Source organism: Streptomyces sp. enrichment culture, from assembly GCF_964272855.1.
Lineage (GTDB): Bacteria > Actinomycetota > Actinomycetes > Streptomycetales > Streptomycetaceae > Streptomyces.
Window position 1 is genome coordinate 1,147,288 of sequence record NZ_OZ186847.1, and the last position, 18,111, is coordinate 1,165,398.

Genomic DNA, 18,111 nt, shown 5'->3' on the forward strand with positions numbered 1-18,111 from the left:
TCGTAGGACGTCGTCGAGGGAGGCCGGGGGCGGGCACCCGAGCAGCACTCTTGTGGGGGACAACGAGCCCGCACCCGGCTTCCCTCTGTCCGCAATCTTCCACACCGGTCCCCGGCCCGCCCGCCGAGCGCGTCCGGACGGCGGTCACCAGGCCGCGGGACCGGGGTTCACGGTGCCGAAAGCACCAGGCGGCGGGCGAAGTTGCGGTAGCCGAGACGGGTGAACGCGGCCGCCATCGGGACGTTCGCCAGGTCGGTGTCGGCGCGTACGACGTCCGCTCCCGCGTCGTCCGCGAGGAAGCGGGTGATCTCGGCGAGGAGGTCGTCGACGTAGCCGTGGCCGCGGTGCTCGGGGAGCACGCCGAGGTAGCCGACGACGTGCACGGCGGTGTTGCGGGAGGGCAGCGCGAAGCCGACCGGCCGGCCCTGCGGGGTCTCGGCGATCCGCCACCAGGCGCGGTCGCCGGGCATCTCGTCGCGGTAGAAGGCGACGTCGGCCCGCGCCTGCGCCTCGGCGCCGACGGTCGCGGCGCCCGTGCCTGACTCGGCGTCGAGGGTGCCGTCCAGGACCCGGCGGAAAAGGTCGACGAAGACCTCGTCGTCCGGTTCGGCGCGGAAGCGCAGCCGGTCGGAGGGCTTGGGGACGCCGGCCTCGGGGGTCCATTCGAAGCGGAGCCGTTCGAGGGAGGCGGTGAGCCCGGCCCGGCGGGCGGCCTCCTGCCGCCAGCGCAGGGCGGCGACCGCCTCGGGCCGCTCCCGCCAGTCGCCGGGGAGCAGCACGTGGTAGGCGGGCGGGGTCTCGCGTCCGGCCTCTGCGAAGGCGGTGTGCGCGGCGGTGAGCAGCCGGGCCGCCAGCTCCGTACGGGCGTCGTCGGTGCCCTCGGGGCCGCGGACGTTGAGCGCGTCGAGCGCGGCGGGCAGGGTGTCGTGCGGTCCGCCCCACCAGGCGGCCAGGGCGTACGGCTCGCCGTCGTCCTCGGCCAGCCAGGTCCACTCGGGCCGGTACTCGCCGGTGCCGAGGCGTTCGCGGAAGGTGTCGGCGTCGGCCCAGACGCCGATCTGCCCCTCGGGCAGCAGGGGCAGGACGCGCTCGACGTCGGCGTCGGTCAGGGTGCGGATGATCACGAGGCCTCCGGGGCGGCTGGGTTCCAGGTGCGGTCGAGGAAGTCGGCGATGAGCGGGGCGATCTCCGGCAGGTGGTCCTCGAGGGCGAAGTGGCCGGTGTCGAACAGGTGCAGTTCGGCGTCGGGCAGGTCGCGCAGGTAGGCGCGGGCGCCGTCGGGGGTGAAGAAGGGGTCGCCGGTGCCCCAGGTGACGAGGGTCGGCGGGCGGTGGGCGCGCAACCAGGCCTGCCAGTCCGGGTAGGCGGCGAGGTTGCTCTTGTAGTCGTAGGCGAGGGCGAGTTGGGCCTGCTTTCGGCCGGGCCGGTCGAGGAAGTGCTGGTCGAGCAGCCAGCCTTCGGGGGCGATGAGCGCCGGGTCCGCGGTGCCGCCCTCGTACTGGGCGCGGGTGGCGGCGAGGGTGAACAGGTCGAGGACGGTCCGCTCGGCGCCCGGCGTGTCGGGGGTGAGGGCGGTGAACTCGCGGGCGGCGTCGGACAGTCCGTCGAGGTAGGCGTTGCCGTTCTGCACGACGAGTCCGGCGACCCGGTCGGGGCGGCGCAGGGCGAGGCGCAGGCCGACGGGGGCGCCGAAGTCGAAGAGGTACATCGTGTACCGGGTCAGTCCGAGCCGTTCGGTGAAGCCTTCGACGACGTCGGTCAGCCGCTCGAAGGTGTAGGTGAAGTCCTCGGGGGCGCGGGTGTGCCCGAAACCGGGATAGTCGGGGGCGATCAGCCGGTGGTGCCGGCCGAGGGTGTCGATGAGCCGCCGGAACTGGTGCGAGGCGGACGGGAAGCCGTGCAGGAGCAGCAGGACGGGGGCGTCCGGGCGGTCGGGCAGGGACTCGCGGTAGAAGACGTCGACTCCGTCCACGTCGATGTGCCGGTGGGCGGTGCGGGCGGGCGGGCTGATGCGCGGTGCGATCGCCGAGGTGGTCATGCGACAGTCATACGCTTACGTCTTCTAACGCGTCAATCGCTTTATGTAGCATTAGAGTTGTGTACGCCAGTGAACTCCCGACAGGCGAACCCCTGCCCCTCGACCTCGTCAACACCCGCCCGCTCAGCGGCGGGAGCCGGGCGGAACTGCTCGGCACCCCGGACCGGCTCGCCGCCTGGCTCGCCCGGCAGGCGGACCGGCTCGGCGGGGAGGCCGACGGCACCGCCCCCACCGCAGCCGACCTCGCCCCCGTGCACGCCGTGCGCGACCACACCGACGCGGCGCTGCGGGCCCTGCTGGCCGGACGGCGGCCGCCCGAGTCCGCGCTGCGCGGCCTGGCCGACGCCCAGCGCGCCGCGCCGGCGGTGCGCGCCCCGGTCTGGGACGGCACGGCGGTCGTCGCCCCGCCCCGCCGCGACGGCCCGCTCGGGGTCCGGCTGGCCGCGCTGCTCGCCGAGTCGGCCGCCGTCCTGCTGGCGGACCCGGCGGTGGCCCGGCTCAAGGAGTGCGAGGCCGCCGACTGCGTACTGCTGTTCCTGCCCGCGCACCCCCGCCGCCGCTGGTGCTCCCCCACCCGCTGCGGCAACCGCACCCGGGTGGCCCGGCACTACCGGCGGCACAGGGAGGGAAGCCCGGCGGCGGGCTCCTGAACGCGGGTGCGGGGCCGGTTTTGTCACCTGGATGCGTAGACGCGCCGTACGGGCCGCCCGTACGTTCTCCGGGCAGCGGGGCCGCCGCTGCCCCGGAGCCCTGGAGTGCCGGAGTGCCGATGCGCCGTAGCACCTCGCCCCTCTCCCTGGTCCTGCTGGGACTGGGCGTCTTCCTGCTGGTCCTCGCGCCGATGCTGGTCTGGTACGTCAAACCGCGCGCGGCGGTGAACCCGATCGACATCGACGTCACCGCCGTCTACACCGGAACGGGCAGCTACTTCGACACCGGCGAGGCCGAGACGGTCCGCGACCGGCGGATCACCGTCACCCAGCGGGTGCGCGGCGACGTCGCCGACAGCGAACGCAGCGGCAAGGCCGTCTGGGACGTGGTGACCACCGTCGACACCGACGACACACTGCCCGCCGCCGATCCGCACGACGCGCTGGACTTCTCCACCGACCGCTGGGTCACCCACCGCGCCACCAACCTGCCCGCGCACTGCTGCCGGGAGCAGCCCTACCACGAGGGCGAGGCGTACCTGAAGTTCCCCTTCGACGTGCAGAAGCGCGCCTACAGCTGGTGGGACAGCCAGCTCGGCTCGACGATCACCCTGTCGTACCGGGGCACCGAGAGGATCCGCGGCCATCGCGGCTACGTCTTCACGGGCACCGTCCCGCCGACGAAGGTCGGCACCCGGCAGGTGCCCGGGGCGCTGGTCGGCCGGCCCGGCGCCGACCAGGTGCTCGCCGAGGAGTGGTACGCGAACCACGGCGTCCGGCTGGTCGTCGACCAGGCCACCGGCCGCACCCTGTTCGCGCAGACCGGCCCGCGCCGCACGCTGCGCGCCCCCGGCGGCGAGAAGGACGCCGTGGTGCTGCTGGACGTCCCGAAGCTGACCCACACCGCGGCCACCCAGGAGTTCGCGGTGAAGCGCGCCCAGGAGGACAACGCCCGGCTGCGCGCGGTCGGTTCGACCGTGCCGGTCGCGGCGGCCGCGGCGGGGGCCGTCCTCACGGCCGCGGGCGTGGTGCTGCTGGTGCGGGGCGGACGGCGGCGCGCCGGGGCGGACGACTCCTGAGCGCTCGCCGGACGGGCCGGCGGGCGGCACGGGAACACACCGCAGGGCGGCCCCCTGGGGCGCCCTCAGCCCCGTGGGCCCTCCCGGCCCTCAGTCCCTCAGGCCCCGCAGGAACGCAGGAACCGGCGGGTGCGGACGGCGATCGGCAGCGGCTTGTCCGGCTCGCAGGGATACATGTCCTGCTCGACGATCGCGAACAGCTCGACGCCGAGGCGCTGGGCCGCCACCAGGACCGGCTCCAGCTCCGGCACCCCGGACGGCGGTTCGCACATCACCCCGCGCTGGACGGCCGGGCCGAACGGCACCCCGTTCGCCACCACGTCGGCCAGGATCTCCGGGTCGACCTGCTTGAGGTGCAGGTAGCCGACGCGTTCGCCGTACGTCTCGATCAGCTTGACGCTGTCGCCGCCGCAGTAGGCGTAGTGCCCGGTGTCCAGGCAGAGGTTGACCAGGTCGGAGTCGGTGGAGTCGAGGAAGCGCTCGACGTGCGTCTCGGTGTCGATGTGGGTGTCGGCGTGCGGGTGGACGACGATGTCGAGGCCGTAGGTCTCCTTCACCTCGTGCCCGAGCCGTTCCATGCCCTTGGTCAGATGCGCCCACTGCTCGCGGGTCAGCTCGGCGGGCTCCAGGATCTCGGCGGTCTTGTCGTCCCGCCAGAAGGAGGGGATGACGACGAGGTGCCGCGCGCCCATCGCCTGGGTGAGGGCGGCGACCTGGCCGACGTGCTCCCAGGTCGCCTCCCAGACGGAGGGGCCGCGGTGCAGGCCGGTGAAGACCGTGCCGGCGGAGACCTTGAGGTTCCGCTCGGCCACCTCGTCGGTGAGGCGGGCCGGGTCGGTCGGCAGGTAGCCGTACGGGCCGAGTTCGATCCAGGAGTAGCCCGCCTCGGCGACCTCGTCGAGGAAGCGTTCCCAGGGCACCTGCCGCGGGTCGTCGGGGAACCAGACGCCCCAGGAGTCGGGGGCGGAGCCGACCCGGATGCGGTCGAGCACAGGGGCCATGTCAGGACTTTCCTTCCGAGGGGGACGCGCCGGGGGTCCGGGTGGCCGGCTCGTCGGGGAGTTCCTCCGTGTCGACACCGCGGACCTGGGACAGCTCGTGCTTGAGGGCGGCGAGTTCGGCGCCGCCGGCCATGTGGTTGGTCAGCTCCTCCAGGCTGACCTCGCTGCGGTCGGCGGAGAGTTCGAGGGTGCCGAGGCGCAGCACGCTGAAGTGGTCGCCGACCATGTAGGCGTGGTGGGGGTTGTGGGTGATGAAGATGACGCCGAGGCCGCGGTCGCGGGCGGCGGCGATGTACTTCAGGACCACGCCGGACTGCTTGACGCCGAGCGCGGCGGTCGGCTCGTCGAGGATGAGCACGCGGGCGCCGAAGTGGACGGCGCGGGCGATGGCGACGCACTGGCGCTGGCCGCCGGAGAGGGTGCCGATGGGCTGTTCGAGGTCGTCGAGGACGATGCCCATGTTGCGCAGTTCCTCGTCGGCTGTGCGCTTCATCGTCTCGATGTCGAGGCGGCGGACGGGCCAGGGGCCCTTGGTGATCTCGGAGCCGAGGAAGAAGTTCCGCCACACCGGCATCAGGGGGACGGTCGCGAGGTCCTGGTAGACGGTGGCGATGCCCTTGTCGAGGGCTTCGCGGGGGGTGGTGAAGCGCACCGGCTGCCCGTCGACGAGGAACTCGCCCTCGGTGTGCTGGTGCAGCCCGGAGACGATCTTGATGAGGGTGGACTTGCCGGCGCCGTTGTCGCCGAGGACGCAGGTCACCCTGCCGGGGTGGACGGCGAGGTCGACGCCGTGCAGGGCGCGGATGTTGCCGTAGGACTTGCCGGCCTCGCGCAGCTCGACGAGAGGCCGGTCGATGACGTCGCTGCTGGTCATGGGGTGGGTCACCTCCGGGTCGCGGTCTTGCGGACCCACAGATTGATCAGGGTGGCGCCGAGCAGCATCACGCCGAGGAACGCCTTGAACCAGTCGGGGTTCCAGCCGGCGTAGACGATGCCCTGCTGCACCATGCCGAACATGAAAGCACCGAAGACGGGGCCGATCGCGGAGCCGTAGCCGCCGGTGAGCAGACAGCCGCCGATCACGGCCGCCGCGATGTAGATCAGCTCCTGGCCGACGCCCTCCCCGGACTGCACCGTGTTGAAGGAGAACAGCTGGTGCATGCCGACGAACCAGGCGCCGAAGCCGACCAGCATGAACAGCGAGATCTTGGTGAAGGTGACCGGCACGCCCACCGCCCGCGCGCTGTCCTGGTTGCCGCCGACCGCGAAGACCCAGTTGCCGTACTTGGTGCGCAGCAGCACCCAGGTGGCCAGCGCCGCGAAGACCAGCCACCACACGACGGTGATCTTCACCTGGACGCCGCCGACGTCGAAGGACGACGCGAAGATCGCCTTGGCCTGGTCGAAGCCGTCCATGTCGCTGATGTCGTCCGTGGCGACGTTCCCGGTGATCAGCTTGGTGACGGCGAGGTTGACACCCTGCAGCATCAGGAACGTGCCCAGGGTGACCAGGAAGCTGGGCAGTCCGGTCTTCACCAGCACCCAGCCGTTGAACAGCCCGACGCCCAGCGACACGGCCAGCGCCACGAGCACGCCGACCCAGACGTTCATGGTCAGCTGGTAGCTGACCATGCTGGCGGTGAGCGCCGAGGTGATCACCGCGACCCCGGAGGACAGGTCGAACTCGCCGCCGATCATCAGCAACGCGACCGGCAGGGCCATGATCCCGATGGTCGACGACTGGTAGAGCACGTTGGCCATCGAACTGCCGTCGCGCACCGGCGGCGCGGCGACGAGGAAGAACACGAACACCGCGACGGCGCCGAGGAAGACACCCACCTCGGGACGGGCGAGCAGCCGCAGTGCCGGCGGGCGACGGGCGGTCCGCCCGTCGGTCCGTCCCGGGCCGGGGGCCGGCGGCGTGTCCACCGCCGGCGCAGCCTGCTGAGCCATGCCCATCACCGGGTGCCCTTCGCGGCGAACGCGGCGATCCGCTCGACGTTGGACTTGTCGACGAACGCCGGTCCGGTCAGCACCGGCTGCTCACCGCCACCGCTGTAGTTGCCGTTGTTCTCGTAGAGCCAGAGGGAGTCGACCGCCAGGTAGCCCTGCAGGTAGGGCTGCTGGTCGACGGCGAACTCGATGGTGCCCTCGCTGATGGCGCCGGTGAGCTGCTTGTTGAGGTCGAAGGTGGCGACCTTCGCGTCGCTGCCCGCCTCGGACACCGACTTGACCGCGGTCAGCGCGAACGGGGCGCCGAGCGTGACGACGTGGTCGATCGCCTTGTCCTGCTTGAGCTTGGCGGTGATCGTGGACTGCACGGACGGCATGTCCGTGCCGTTGACGTACAGCGTCTCGATGCTGCCGGAGAAGGTCTTCTTCACGCCGTCGCAGCGCTGGGTGAGGCCGATGTTGCCCTGTTCCTGGATGACGCAGACGGCGTTCTTCGCGCCGGACTCGTTCAGCCGCTTGCCCAGCGCCTCACCGGCGACGGTCTCGTCCTGCCCGAAGAACTCCATCAGGCCGAGCTTCTTCCACTCGCTCACCCCGGAGTTGAGGCCGACCACGGGTATCCCGGCCGCGTTCGCCTTGCTGATGACGTCCTTGAGGGCGTCCGGCTTGGCGAGGGTGACCGCGATGCCGTCGACCTTCTGGTCGATGGCGTTCTGCACGAGGTTGGCCTGGTTGCCCGCGTTGGGGTCGGCCGAGTAGACCAGTTCGACGTTGTCCTTGTCGGCGGCGGACTGGGCACCCTTGCGGACGATGTCCCAGAAGGTGTCGCCGGGCGACTGGTGGGTGATCAGGGCGACCGTCATCCGGGGCGTGGAGGCCTTGCCCGCGGCGGCGCCGTCCGCCGACTCCTCGGCCTTCTTGCCGCCGGAGCCGCTGGAGCAGCCCGCGAGGACGAGGGCCGCCGCCGCTGCCACGGCGAGGGCTGAGGTGATGCTGCGGGAGCGGGAGCGGGACGAGCGGTCCCGAGGAGAGCGGTCCATCTTTCCTGCACCTCACTGTGCGACGGGGGAAGCACGGCTCTTGCGTTGAGACCGGATTCCATCCCTTGGGAAGCCCGCTGTCAATACTTTGTTAAGACATCATTTCACAAGCAGGTCCGAATGTAAGTACAAAGTATTGACAAGGAGGCGGCGCCCGGCCTACACCTGGGTTTCGACCGCCCGCAGGAGGTGTTCCGGTGGCGACGACCGTCTCCGTTCTCGATGCCGTGCCGTTCGCACTCGACCGCACCAGCCCGGTCCCCCTGTACTACCAGCTCGCCCGCCAGCTGGAGGAGGCGATCGAGCACGGGGCGCTCGCCCCGGGGAACCTGCTGGGCAACGAGGTCGACCTGTCCGCGCGCCTGGGGGTGTCCCGGCCGACGGTCCGTCAGGCCATCCAGACCCTCGTCGACAAGGGGCTGCTGGTGCGCCGCCGCGGCGTCGGCACCCAGGTCGTGCACAGTCAGGTCAGACGCCCACTGGAACTGAGCAGCCTCTACGACGACCTGGAGGCCGCCGGGCAGGGTCCGGCCACCCGCGTCCTGCGCCACGAGCGGATCCCGGCCCCCGCCCGCGTGGCCGCCGCGCTCGGCGTCCCGGAGGGCGGCGAGGTCACCGCCCTGGAGCGGCTGCGCCTCACGCACGGGCAGCCCGTGGCGTTCCTGCGCAACTACCTTCCGGCGGATCTGCTCGCCCTGGACACCGCCCGGCTGGAGTCGAGCGGCCTGTACCGCATGATGCGCGCGGCCGGCCTCACCCTGCACAGCGCCCGCCAGACCGTCGGCGCCCGCTCCGCCACCGCCGAGGAGGCGGCGCTCCTGGAGGAACGGGACGGCGCGGCCCTGCTCACCATGGAGCGCACGGCGTACGCCGACACCGGCCGCGCGGTGGAGTACGGCACCCACATCTACCGCGCCTCGCGGTACTCCTTCGACTTCCAGCTGCTCGTCAGGCCCTGACCGGCCCCGTCAGGACGCCGGCGGGCGCTGCCAGGCGCTGACCCCCAGCCTGCCGGTGGTGCCGAGATCGAGATGCGGGGCCACCATCACGGGGTCGGCGCCGGGCAGCGCCGTGACGCGGACGTACGGCACGGTGACCGCGGTGCCCATGCCGGTGGTGTTGCGCCACATCAGGCCGGCGGTCACGCGCTCGCCGGGGGCGAGGGCGACCGGCCCGGGCGGATCGTCGAAGCCGGTCACGGTGGCGATGCCGCCGCTGCCGCGCAGCACGTCCACGCCGCTGACCGGCTGCCAGTCGGCGTCGAGCAGGGCGATCCCGGGATACCCGTCGACGTGCCGGACGCGGGTGCCGCAGTTCTCCAGGGACAGCCCGACGACCCGCAGCCCCATGGCGGCGTCCCCCTCGTCCGCGGTGACCCGGATCCCGGAGGGCGGACAGGTGCCGGGCGCGGCGGGCGCCTCGTCGGCGGGGACCCTCAGGACCTCGGTGAGGACCGCGCGGGTGGCGCTGCGGGCCATGCCGTCCCCGGCGACGGTCCCTCGTACCGTCCGCCCGGGACCCACGTCCCGCACGGTCTCCTCGACGTTCGCGAGCCCCCTGCCGCCCTCGTCCGCGAAGGTGAAGGTGACCGTGTAAGTCACCGCTTCGGAGTGCTCGTTGGTGACCTCGTACGCGGCCGTGACCGGCCGCCCGGCCCCGTCCGGCGACGACGGGGTCAGCGCGGTGATCCGTACGCCGTCCCGCTCCAGGTCGGCGGGGTCACCGGGCGGCGCCGACGCCGAGGGGGGCGCCGACGCGGGCCCCGATGCCGCGGTGCCGGGCGCGCCGGCGGTCTCGGTACCGCACGCGGTGAGCAGCAGGGCGGCACCGACGAGCAGGGCCGGGAGGGCGGTACGCATCCGGCGATCATCACCGGGCCGGACGCGCCGCGTCCGTGGCGGAAGCCACACCTCCGGTCACAGGCCTGTCACAGCGGGGCCCACCCGGCTCAGTGCGCGGCGTCCAGCCGGGTCCGCTGATCCGGCGTCAGCTCAAGGTCCACGGCGGCGAGGTTCTCCTCGAGCTGGGCGACGGACGAGGCTCCGACGAGCGGCACGATCGGCAGTTGGCCGCCGATCTGCCAGGCCAGCACCACCTGGTTGACGGTCGCGCCGGTCTCCCGGGCCACCTCGCGCAGCACCGCCAGCCGGGCCGGGGTGCCGGGGTGTTCGTAGTCCGGGGGCAGCGGTTTGTCCTCGCGGACGTAGGCGCCCGCCAGCAGCGGCGAGTAGGCGACCAGGGTGAGGCCGGGCTCCGCCCGCAGGTAGCCGAGGAGTTCCGGGCCCGCGTGGCCGATGCTGCCGTCGGGGAACTGGACGGTCGGTACGTCGAAGCGGGGGCGCAGCAGGCTGTGCTGGTGCTGGAGGACCTCGTAGCCGGGCAGCCCGGCCGCCGCCGCGAGGGCGCGGGCCCGCTCCACCTTCCAGACCGCGTGGTTGCTGACGCCGAGCAGACCGGCCGTCCCGTCCGCGACGAGTTCGGCGAAGCCCTCCACGGTCTCGCCGAGCGGCACGGCGGGGTCCTCGATGTGGGCGTACAGCAGGTCGATGCGCTCCACCCCGAGCCGTTCCCTGCTGCGCTCGGCGGCCTCCCGGATCACCTTCGCGGACAGCCCCTCGGGGTTGTCGAGGTGTCCGGTGCCGGGTGCCAGGGGGCGGGCGCCGAGCTTGGTGGCGATGACGACCTCGTCGCCGACGCCGCGGCTGCGCCGCCACCGGCCGAGCAGTTCCTCGCTCTGCCCGCCCTGGCCGCCATCGGTCCAGTAGGCGTAGGCGTCGGAGGTGTCGATGAAGTTCCCGCCGGCCTCGACATAGCGGTCGAGGACGGCGAAGGAGGTCTTCTCGTCGGTGACGGAGCCGAAGAGCATGGCGCCGAGCGCGAGGACGCTGACCTCGCGGCGGCGCGCCGGGTCCGTGCCGAGCGTGCGGTACTGCATGGTGGTCCTTCCCGTCCGTGCCCGCGGGCCGGGGCACGGACGGGAGTCTTCAGTCTGAAGTGGGCTCCAGGTCAAGGGAGTTCACACGGAGTGCTCCTCCGCCTCGAGCAGCCGCGCCCCACGGTAGGGGGACGTGTCCAGTTTGGCGAGGACGCCGATGCTGGCCACGTTGGGCAGGATCAGCTGGTACAGCCGCGCGATCTCCTCGGAGAGCCCGAGTCCGTCCGGCAGCGCCTCGGTCACCAGCTGCACCCCGGTCCAGGCGCCGACGGTCAGCCGGGCGATCTCCGCGGGCACGGCGTGCGGCTGGAGCTCGCCGCGTTCCTTGGCCTCCTCGAGCAGGTCCTGGCCGACGTCGATCCAGTCGGGCCAGCGGGTGCCGAACAGGCTGCGCGCCTTGGGGTCGACGGACAGCTGGACGGCGGCGCGCAGCATCGGCTCCCGGGGCAGCCGGTGGGCGAGGAGGAGGCCGAGGTCGACCCATTCCTGGAGCTTGTACGTCTGCGGGAGGATCCCCTCGCGGGTCACCGCGCGGGCGAGGACGCCGTGCGCCATGGCTTCCTTGGTCGGGAAGTGGAAGTACAGGGCGCCCCGGGTCAGTCCGGTCCGCTCGACCAGCGCCGCGATGGTGGCCGCCTCGTACCCGACCTCGATGAAGAGGCTCGCCATGGCCTCCAGAATGGACTCACGCGTGCGGATCGCACGCTCCTGCCGCGCCACTCGGCCGCCCCCACACTCTCCCCAGCGCCCCGGCCGGCACCGCCGTCCCGGAACGTTGATAGCTCAATGATTAAACTACCGAAGGATCGGTATGTTACCAAGGCCCGCCTCCGGAGGCCCGTACGAGGGACGCGGAGCGGGAGGCCGTGACGCCTCCGGCTCCGCGTCCGCTGCGACTGTCACTGGTTGACGAAACCGCCGTCGACGGGCAGCACCGTCCCGGTCAGGAACGGGCAGCGATCGCTCAGCAGCCAGGCCGCGGCGGCGGCGATCTCCTCCGGCTCGGCGGTACGGCCCTGCGGGGTCATCGCGTTGACCGTCTGCTCCAGGCCGGGGTTGCGCCTGAACCAGTCCTCGGTGATCTCGCTGCGGGTCGTGCCGGGGGCTACGGCGTTCACCCGGATCCCCTGCTGAGCGTACTCGTCGGCCGCCGCCCTGGTCAGCCCGACCACCGCGTGCTTGGCGGCTATGTAGGGCGCGGCGGCGGGGATGGCCACCAGCCCGGCCACGCTGCTGTTGTTGACGACGGCGCCCCCGCCGCCCTTCAGCATGGCGGCGATCTCGTACCGCAGACAGTTCCACACGCCGCGGACGTTGACGTCCATGACGGTGTCGTAGACGTCGTCCGACATCAGGTGCAGCGGTGTGCGGTCGCCGCCGATACCGGCGTTGTTGAAGGCCCCGTCCAGCCGCCCGTACTCCGCGACGGCGAACTCCACGGCCCGCGCGGCGTCCTCGGCGACGGAGACGTCGCACACCACGTGCGCGGCCTCGGCCCCCCTCGCCCGCAGTTCCTCGGTCAGCGCGGCCAGCCGGTCCTCGCGGCGCGCGGCGAGCACCACCGTCGCGCCCTCCTTGCAGAACACCCTGGCCGCGGCGGCGCCTATGCCGCTGCTCGCCCCGGTGACGAGGACGACTTTCCCGGCGAGAAGATCACTGGTCATGCTGGAGGCTACCCCGTTCGGTCCCGGCAGCGCGTTCAGGGGCGCAGCACCACCTTGCCGGTCGTGCGCCGGGCCAGCAGGTCCTCGTGGGCACGGCGGGCCTCGGTGAGCGGGTACGCCGGGTGCACCACCGGCTTGAGCCTGCCCTGAGCGGTCAGCGACAGCAGTTCCTTCAGCGGGCCGGCGAACGCGCCGGGCGCGGCGAGGGTGGGGCGCAGCCAGAAGCCGACGACGGCGGCGTTGAGCCGGCTGAGCCGGGCCGGGTCGAGGGGGGTGAAGCCGGTGCGCGCGGAGTTGCCGTAGGTGACGAGCCGGCCGCCGGAGGCAAGCGAGTCCAGGGCGTGGTCGAAGAGCTCACCGCCGACGGCGTCGAGGATGACCTCCGCCCGCTCCGGCAGCGGGTAGTCCACGGCGGCGTCCGCGCCGAGGTCCAGGGCGAGTCGCCGCTTCTCGGGCGTGGAGGCCTGTGCCCACACCCGCCCGGCACCGAACTCCCGGGCCAGCTGTACGGCGAGGCTTCCGACACCGCCCGCCGCGGAGTGCACGACGACGGTCTCGCCGGTGCCCAGGCGGGCGGCGGTGCGCAGCAGATGCCAGGCCGTCAGCCCCTGCACCAGCAGCGCGAGCGCCGCCCCGGCGTCCAGGTCCTCGGGGATGTCCACGACCGCGGACGCCTTGGCCACCGCCTGCTCCGCGTAGCCGTGGGAGACCTTCGCCAGCACCCGGCGGCCGTCGTCGGTGCGCCCCACGACCTCGCTGCCGGGGATGTGGGGCAGTTGGCCGGGGTCCAGGTAGGAGCCGTCCGCCTGGTGGATGTCGGCGAAGTTCACCCCGGCCGCCTCGACGGTGACGAGCAGCTCGTCGGGGCCGGGTTCCGGGTCGGCGACTTCGACGGGCGTGAGGACTTCGGGACCGCCGAAGCGGTCGAACCGTATGGCGATCATGGCAGGAACGATAGCGCGCCGGGCCGGTCCGCCTCACTGTGCCGAGGCGGCCGGGAAGGCGGGCGCGGAGCGTGGTTCCCCGGGGGCCGGACCGGCCTGCCGGGCGCGCTGTTCCATCCCGTCGAGCAGGGTCTCCAGCCCCGTCTCGAAGTCCTCCTCGGTGGCCCGCAGCGGGGACTGCTCGGGCTTGTCCCCCGCGGGCAGCAGCTCTTGCGCCACATGCTGGATGCACACGCCCTGCACGTACGACCACACGGCGATGGAGAACGACCGCGCCAGGTCGGGGTCGTCGGTGAGGTCCGCGAGCGCGTCCACCATCCAGTCCAGGCACGAGGTGTCCGAGAAGTGCCGGGCGGAGCTGGACGTGACCAACGCCCAGGGGTGGGCGGTGTACACCTTCCAGTCCTGTCGCGCGGCGAGCCGCATCGCCTCACGCCAGTCCGCGGGCGCGGGCTCGGGATAGGGGTGTTCGTCACAGGCCGCCTGGGTGATGGCGGTCAGCAGCGCGTCCTTGTTCGCCACATGGCGGTAGAGCGACATGACGCCCGAGTTCAGTTCGTTCGCCAGCCGCCGCATGGAAAGCGCGCCGACACCCTCGGCGTCGGCGACCCGAACCGCTGTCGCCACGATGGCGCGTCGCGACAGCCCAGGTGAACTCGCTTGCCTGCCTTGCGCGTTGATGGTCATGAGCTACCATACCCAACAGCTTGCGTACGCCGTACGCACGAAATTCGCGTACACCGCACGCCCCGCATTCCGCGTACGCCGTATGCGGCGTTTCCCGCGTTTCCCGAACCGACTCGCGCCTTCTCCCGAAAGGTTGCCCCGTGACTTCCTCCGACTTAGTCGCGGAACGTGCCGACCGACGAGCCTGGCTGGGTCTGCTCGTCGTGCTCGGCCCGGTCGCCCTCGTCGCGATGGACGGCTCCGTGCTCTATCTCGCGATGCCGGGCATCACGTCCGCGATCACGCCGACCACCGACCAGGCCCTGTGGATCCTGGACATCTACGGCTTCGTGGTCTCGTCCCTGCTCATCGCCTTCGGCAGCCTCGGCGACCGGTACGGCAGGCTCAGGTTCCTGCTGACCGGCGCCGTCGTCTTCGGCATCGGCTCGACGGGCGCCGCGTTCTCGCCGAACCCGGAGACGCTCATCGCCTGCCGCGCCCTGATGGGCCTCGGCGGCGCGACCCTGCTGCCCGCCGGCCTGGCGATCATCGGCGGCCTCTTCCCCGACCCGAGGCAACGCTCCCGGGCCATCGGCGTCTTCGCCGCGGCCTTCGCCGCCGGATTCGCGGTCGGACCGGTCCTCGGCGGCCTGCTGCTCAGCCGGTTCGACTGGGGATCGGTGTTCCTCATCAACGTCCCGGTCGTGGTGCTCTTCGTCGCCTTCGCCCCGGCGCTGCTGCGCGAGGTGCGCACCACCGACCCCGGCCGGATCGACGCGCTCAGCGTCGTCCTGTCCGCCGTCGGCATCCTGCTGGCCGTCCACGCGGTCAAGTCGGCCGCCGCGGAGGCCTTTTCCGCCACGGAGGCGATCACCGGGGCGCTGGGCGTCGCGCTCCTGGTGTGGTTCGTCCGCCGCCAGCTCACCCTGGAGCACCCGCTGCTCGATCTGCGGCTGTTCAAGGACCGCGTCTTCACCGTCGCGATCCTCACCGGCGTGCTGTCACTCGTCGCCTGGGCGGCGGCCGGCTACCTCACCGGCGTCTACCTCCAGTCCGTCCTCGGTCACAGTGTCCTGACGGCGGCTCTGCTGGTGCTGCCGGGCGCTGCCGTGCTCACCGCCGCGTGCGTCGGGGCGAGCGGCGTGGTCGAGCGGATCGGCAAGCGGGCGGCGCTGATCGCCTCGCACTTCTTCATGGGAGGCGGCCTGCTCCTGCTGCTGATGACGACCACCGAGCACGGCGTGGCAGCGTTCATCGCCTCCTCGCTCGTCACCGGTGTCGGCTACGGCTTCTCCTTCAGCCTGGTCGCGGAGACCGCCGTGGCCGCGGTGCCGGCCGAGCGCGCCGGATCGGCCGCGTCGATCGCCGAGACCAGCAACGAACTGGGCAACGCGCTGGGCATCTCACTGCTCGGCTCGCTCGCCGCCGCGGTGTTCCGGCTTACCGGGCCCGACGTGGCGGGCACCCTGGACGAGACCCTCGCCGAGCCGGGCCTGACGGCGGCCACCGTCGCGCGGGCCGAGGACGCCTTCGTCGACGGCCTGCACGCCGCGATCGGGGTGGCGAGCCTGCTCTGCCTCGCCCTGGGCGTTCTCGCCCTGCGCTGGGTGCCGAAGGAAGAGCCGGCCTCGCGCTGACGGACAGCCCGCGCGAGGTCGGCTCCGCGGACGGTCCTCACTCCCCCGCGCGGAAGTCGACGCGGAAGACCGGTTCCCCCTCCTGCGTGCCGGTGACGCGGACGGCGCCGGGCTCGGGCAGCGGCTCGGCCGCGATCCAGCAGGGCTGGTCGAACTCGACGTAGCGCCAGTAGACCGCCTCGACACGGCCCGGCGTGAACGGCGCCGGGCCGCGCAGGGCGCGCGCCGCCTGGTCGGCGGCCTCCAGCAGGGCCAGGCCCGGCACATGGTCGACGGGGTGGTCGAAGAGCAAGTGGTTGTCCGGGTCGTTGCGCAGCAGCCAGCGGTGCGGGCGGTCCCCGGCGCCCAGCATCACGTCCACGGCGGAGACCCGGCCGACCGACGCCGCGTCGACAGGGGCAGGCAACGGCCAGGCCGCCCAGTCGACATGGCGCCGGTCACCGCGCACCCTCGTGTACACCCGCTCCGGAATCCAGCCGAACTCGCTCTCGGCACGGGCCACCACGGCCCCGTCCATGAGCACCTGGAAGGTCATGTGCAGCGCGCGCGTGGTACGCCTTCTGCCCCCGCCCTCGGACACGGTGACCCGCACGTCCAGCTCCGACGTCCGCCCGCGGGGTATGCGCAGCCCGGGGCTGATCGTGAAGTCGAGGGTGCTCAGCATGGTCTGGTGCGTCAACGGGACGTCGTACGCGCCGTGCGCCACGACCAGTCCGGTCTGCCGGATCGTCTGCGCGAGGACGCGGGGGTCGTACGGCAGGTCCCCCCGCACGGCGGGCCATCTGACACCCAGGGTGAAGTCGTGCGCGCCCAGGCGCTTCCAGCCGGTGACGAGCAGGTGCTCCTGCCGCTTGAGATGGGCGTATGCGCCGAGACCGACCTGAGCGGTCGGACGCCGGTCGAGAGTGATGTCGTACAACGTTCCCCCTGAGTCGGAGAGGCCCCAGTGCCGTTTAAAGTACCGGCCCTCCGTTCGGTTTTGGCCAAAAATACGTGCGAAACAGCGTGTGCGCACAGCGCGTTCCACCAGAGAGCGCTTCCCGCCCGTCCGAGAGCGTGCGCGAGGCCACCACCATCAACAGCCCTCCCGATGGACCCGACTCGCCTGTGGACTAAGCCAGTTCCACTTCCCGCCACCTCCCCGGCACCGAGAGAGCGCCCCTCCGAACCATCATTGGCCGAAAACATACGGTTGTGTACGGCGTACCCTCGTATAAAAAAACAGGACGAGAGTCCTTTTTTGCGGTCACGGGGGGACGACGATGCGCAACGTGCGGGAACACTCGGTCACGACGGTCCGACGGCCGGCGGCGACGATGCCGACGGCCCTGGACGCGGCCGCCTGCCGCAGACTCTTCGGTTCCCTGCACCTCAACGGGCAGCGGGTGAAGGCCGAGCGCTACGTCCGCGGGCTGCTGTCGGTGCCCGGCCGCAAGACGCTGCAGAGCATCGCGGCGCAGTTCGACGGGGCGTCGGCACAGCAGAGCGTGCACCACTTCATCAGCACCTCGCCCTGGGAGTGGATGCCGATCCGGCACGCCGCGGCCCGGCACGCGCAGCGCGTCCTGGCCCCGGAGGCATGGGTGATCGGCTCCACGCTGATCCCGAAGACCGGGCCGCACTCCGTCGGCACCGATCCGCAGCCCACCTCGATGGGCACCGTCAACGGCCAGCAGGCGGTGGGCACCTGGCTCGCGTCGCAGCGGTCGGCCGTACCGGTCGACTGGCAGCTGCGGCTGTCCGCCCGCTGGACGGCCGACCCCCTCCGGCGGCGGGCCAGCGTTCCCGAGAACGCCGCGTACGGCACCGTCGAGGAGTGCGTGCAGCAGGCCGTCCACGGGTTGCTGAACGTCGCCGGGATGCGGCGGCTGCCGGTGGTCGTGGACATCCCGGAGGTGAACGGCATGGCCATCGCCCGCTTCCTGACGACGACGGGACTGCCGTTCGTGGTGCGGGTGAGCCCGGTGACACCGGTGCGCATCGACCGGTCGAGGCTGCCCATGTACGGCGATCTGCTGCGCGCCGCCGGCGAACTGGCCGAGTCGCTGCCGTACGTGCGGCACCCGGCGAACCCCGCTGACGGCCGGACCACGGGCGTGATGATCCCCGTGGTGGCGCCGCCGCCGCGGCGGGAGCCGATGACACTCCTCGACGAGCGGCGCCCCGACCGCCGCGCCGGCCGGCGCCTGTGGCTGACCAACCTCGACCCCTCCGCCGTCACCGCCGCGCTCCGGCTCACCCACCTGCCCGGCGTCGTCACCCGCGACTGCGCGGCCATCTCGGACGGCGTCGGCCTGCGCGACTTCGCGGGCCGCTCCTTCCCCGGCTGGCACCGGCACATCACACTGGCGTCCGTCGCCCATCTGGTGGCGGCCTGCGAGGCCACGGAGACGAACAGGACTACCGTTCGGTAATATGATCACGCCGCCTTATCTCGATCACGGGATGCACGCAACAGCGTGGGATGTATTCGGCTTCCTGATTCCTGAGACCTCGTGCGACGC

18 protein-coding genes are annotated in these 18,111 nt (G+C 72.2%); 5 read left to right on the forward strand and 13 right to left on the reverse strand.

All coding sequences use genetic code 11. The features are described 5' to 3' along the window. Window positions 1-167 precede the first annotated feature (167 nt). Both ACSU6L_RS04875 and ACSU6L_RS04880 read right to left on the reverse strand, forming a co-directional pair. On the reverse strand, window positions 168-1,124 hold the full coding sequence (locus ACSU6L_RS04875) for a GNAT family N-acetyltransferase (protein WP_437053878.1): 957 nt from the start codon (window positions 1,122-1,124) through the stop codon (window positions 168-170). Next, a complete protein-coding gene (locus ACSU6L_RS04880) occupies window positions 1,121-2,038 on the reverse strand; it encodes an alpha/beta fold hydrolase (protein WP_437053880.1) in 918 nt (305 codons plus the stop codon). The genes ACSU6L_RS04875 and ACSU6L_RS04880 overlap by 4 nt, the downstream gene beginning before the upstream one ends. Window positions 2,039-2,097: 59 nt before the next feature. Here ACSU6L_RS04880 and ACSU6L_RS04885 point away from each other — a divergent pair, with 59 nt between their 5' ends. Continuing rightward, complete coding sequence (locus tag ACSU6L_RS04885) at window positions 2,098-2,688, forward strand: CGNR zinc finger domain-containing protein (protein WP_437053882.1); 591 nt, start codon at window positions 2,098-2,100, stop codon at window positions 2,686-2,688. 119 nt (window positions 2,689-2,807) lie between these two features. Beyond that, on the forward strand, window positions 2,808-3,767 hold the full coding sequence (locus tag ACSU6L_RS04890; RefSeq protein WP_437053884.1) for a DUF3068 domain-containing protein: 960 nt from the start codon (window positions 2,808-2,810) through the stop codon (window positions 3,765-3,767). Window positions 3,768-3,865: 98 nt separating this feature from the next. Here the strand turns inward: ACSU6L_RS04890 and ACSU6L_RS04895 are convergent, their stop codons facing one another. Genes ACSU6L_RS04895 through ACSU6L_RS04910 form a run of 4 tightly spaced genes read right to left on the reverse strand, consistent with a single transcriptional unit; the run spans window position 3,866 to window position 7,761 of the window. After that, a complete protein-coding gene (locus ACSU6L_RS04895) occupies window positions 3,866-4,768 on the reverse strand; it encodes a sugar phosphate isomerase/epimerase family protein (protein WP_437053886.1) in 903 nt (300 codons plus the stop codon). A gap of 1 nt (window position 4,769) precedes the next feature. Further along, the gene (locus ACSU6L_RS04900) at window positions 4,770-5,642 is read right to left on the reverse strand and encodes an ATP-binding cassette domain-containing protein (RefSeq protein ID WP_437053888.1); all 873 of its coding nucleotides are present in this window, start codon (window positions 5,640-5,642) and stop codon (window positions 4,770-4,772) included. Window positions 5,643-5,650: 8 nt separating this feature from the next. Then, window positions 5,651-6,727, reverse strand: coding sequence for an ABC transporter permease (locus ACSU6L_RS04905; RefSeq protein WP_437053891.1), 1,077 nt, complete (start codon window positions 6,725-6,727; stop codon window positions 5,651-5,653). Then, window positions 6,727-7,761, reverse strand: a complete 1,035-nt coding sequence (locus ACSU6L_RS04910; RefSeq protein ID WP_437053892.1) for a sugar ABC transporter substrate-binding protein — start codon at window positions 7,759-7,761, stop codon at window positions 6,727-6,729. Before ACSU6L_RS04910 ends, ACSU6L_RS04905 begins: the two co-directional genes overlap by 1 nt. Window positions 7,762-7,958: 197 nt before the next feature. Between ACSU6L_RS04910 and ACSU6L_RS04915 the strand changes: the two genes are divergently transcribed. Beyond that, the gene (locus ACSU6L_RS04915; protein ID WP_437053894.1) at window positions 7,959-8,720 is read left to right on the forward strand and encodes a GntR family transcriptional regulator; all 762 of its coding nucleotides are present in this window, start codon (window positions 7,959-7,961) and stop codon (window positions 8,718-8,720) included. A 9-nt stretch (window positions 8,721-8,729) separates the two neighbouring features. Here the strand turns inward: ACSU6L_RS04915 and ACSU6L_RS04920 are convergent, their stop codons facing one another. From ACSU6L_RS04920 to ACSU6L_RS04945, 6 genes are all read right to left on the reverse strand, one after another. Continuing rightward, window positions 8,730-9,620, reverse strand: a complete 891-nt coding sequence (locus tag ACSU6L_RS04920; RefSeq protein WP_437053896.1) for a DUF4232 domain-containing protein — start codon at window positions 9,618-9,620, stop codon at window positions 8,730-8,732. An 89-nt stretch (window positions 9,621-9,709) separates the two neighbouring features. Next, window positions 9,710-10,696: an aldo/keto reductase gene (locus ACSU6L_RS04925; RefSeq protein WP_437053898.1), complete on the reverse strand. Its 987-nt coding sequence runs from the start codon at window positions 10,694-10,696 to the stop codon at window positions 9,710-9,712. Window positions 10,697-10,777: 81 nt separating this feature from the next. After that, window positions 10,778-11,416 (reverse strand): ScbR family autoregulator-binding transcription factor, encoded by a 639-nt coding sequence (locus ACSU6L_RS04930; protein ID WP_437053900.1) that lies wholly within the window; start codon window positions 11,414-11,416, stop codon window positions 10,778-10,780. 179 nt (window positions 11,417-11,595) lie between these two features. Next, complete coding sequence (locus ACSU6L_RS04935) at window positions 11,596-12,360, reverse strand: glucose 1-dehydrogenase (RefSeq protein ID WP_437053902.1); 765 nt, start codon at window positions 12,358-12,360, stop codon at window positions 11,596-11,598. A 35-nt stretch (window positions 12,361-12,395) separates the two neighbouring features. Next, window positions 12,396-13,304 (reverse strand): quinone oxidoreductase family protein, encoded by a 909-nt coding sequence (locus ACSU6L_RS04940; protein WP_437053904.1) that lies wholly within the window; start codon window positions 13,302-13,304, stop codon window positions 12,396-12,398. A gap of 33 nt (window positions 13,305-13,337) precedes the next feature. Continuing rightward, complete coding sequence (locus ACSU6L_RS04945) at window positions 13,338-13,931, reverse strand: TetR/AcrR family transcriptional regulator (RefSeq protein WP_437053906.1); 594 nt, start codon at window positions 13,929-13,931, stop codon at window positions 13,338-13,340. A 290-nt stretch (window positions 13,932-14,221) separates the two neighbouring features. Between ACSU6L_RS04945 and ACSU6L_RS04950 the strand changes: the two genes are divergently transcribed. Further along, a complete protein-coding gene (locus tag ACSU6L_RS04950) occupies window positions 14,222-15,607 on the forward strand; it encodes an MFS transporter (RefSeq protein WP_437064764.1) in 1,386 nt (461 codons plus the stop codon). Between the two features lie 37 nt (window positions 15,608-15,644). Here ACSU6L_RS04950 and ACSU6L_RS04955 read toward each other — a convergent pair whose 3' ends face one another. Then, window positions 15,645-16,526: a ScbA/BarX family gamma-butyrolactone biosynthesis protein gene (locus tag ACSU6L_RS04955; RefSeq protein WP_437053908.1), complete on the reverse strand. Its 882-nt coding sequence runs from the start codon at window positions 16,524-16,526 to the stop codon at window positions 15,645-15,647. Window positions 16,527-16,869: 343 nt separating this feature from the next. Here ACSU6L_RS04955 and ACSU6L_RS04960 point away from each other — a divergent pair, with 343 nt between their 5' ends. Continuing rightward, window positions 16,870-18,021 (forward strand): IS701 family transposase, encoded by a 1,152-nt coding sequence (locus tag ACSU6L_RS04960; RefSeq protein ID WP_437053910.1) that lies wholly within the window; start codon window positions 16,870-16,872, stop codon window positions 18,019-18,021. Window positions 18,022-18,111 lie beyond the last annotated feature (90 nt).

Coding starts and splice junctions, on each gene's coding strand:
- ACSU6L_RS04880 (WP_437053880.1), bottom strand. CDS start 2,038: ATGACCACCTCGGCGATCGCACCGCGCATCAGCCCGCCCGCCCGCACC.
- ACSU6L_RS04890 (WP_437053884.1), top strand. CDS start 2,808: ATGCGCCGTAGCACCTCGCCCCTCTCCCTGGTCCTGCTGGGACTGGGC.
- ACSU6L_RS04895 (WP_437053886.1), bottom strand. CDS start 4,768: ATGGCCCCTGTGCTCGACCGCATCCGGGTCGGCTCCGCCCCCGACTCC.
- ACSU6L_RS04900 (WP_437053888.1), bottom strand. CDS start 5,642: ATGACCAGCAGCGACGTCATCGACCGGCCTCTCGTCGAGCTGCGCGAG.
- ACSU6L_RS04905 (WP_437053891.1), bottom strand. CDS start 6,727: ATGGGCATGGCTCAGCAGGCTGCGCCGGCGGTGGACACGCCGCCGGCC.
- ACSU6L_RS04910 (WP_437053892.1), bottom strand. CDS start 7,761: ATGGACCGCTCTCCTCGGGACCGCTCGTCCCGCTCCCGCTCCCGCAGC.
- ACSU6L_RS04920 (WP_437053896.1), bottom strand. CDS start 9,620: ATGCGTACCGCCCTCCCGGCCCTGCTCGTCGGTGCCGCCCTGCTGCTC.
- ACSU6L_RS04925 (WP_437053898.1), bottom strand. CDS start 10,696: ATGCAGTACCGCACGCTCGGCACGGACCCGGCGCGCCGCCGCGAGGTC.
- ACSU6L_RS04935 (WP_437053902.1), bottom strand. CDS start 12,360: ATGACCAGTGATCTTCTCGCCGGGAAAGTCGTCCTCGTCACCGGGGCG.
- ACSU6L_RS04940 (WP_437053904.1), bottom strand. CDS start 13,304: ATGATCGCCATACGGTTCGACCGCTTCGGCGGTCCCGAAGTCCTCACG.
- ACSU6L_RS04950 (WP_437064764.1), top strand. CDS start 14,222: ATGGACGGCTCCGTGCTCTATCTCGCGATGCCGGGCATCACGTCCGCG.
- ACSU6L_RS04960 (WP_437053910.1), top strand. CDS start 16,870: ATGCGCAACGTGCGGGAACACTCGGTCACGACGGTCCGACGGCCGGCG.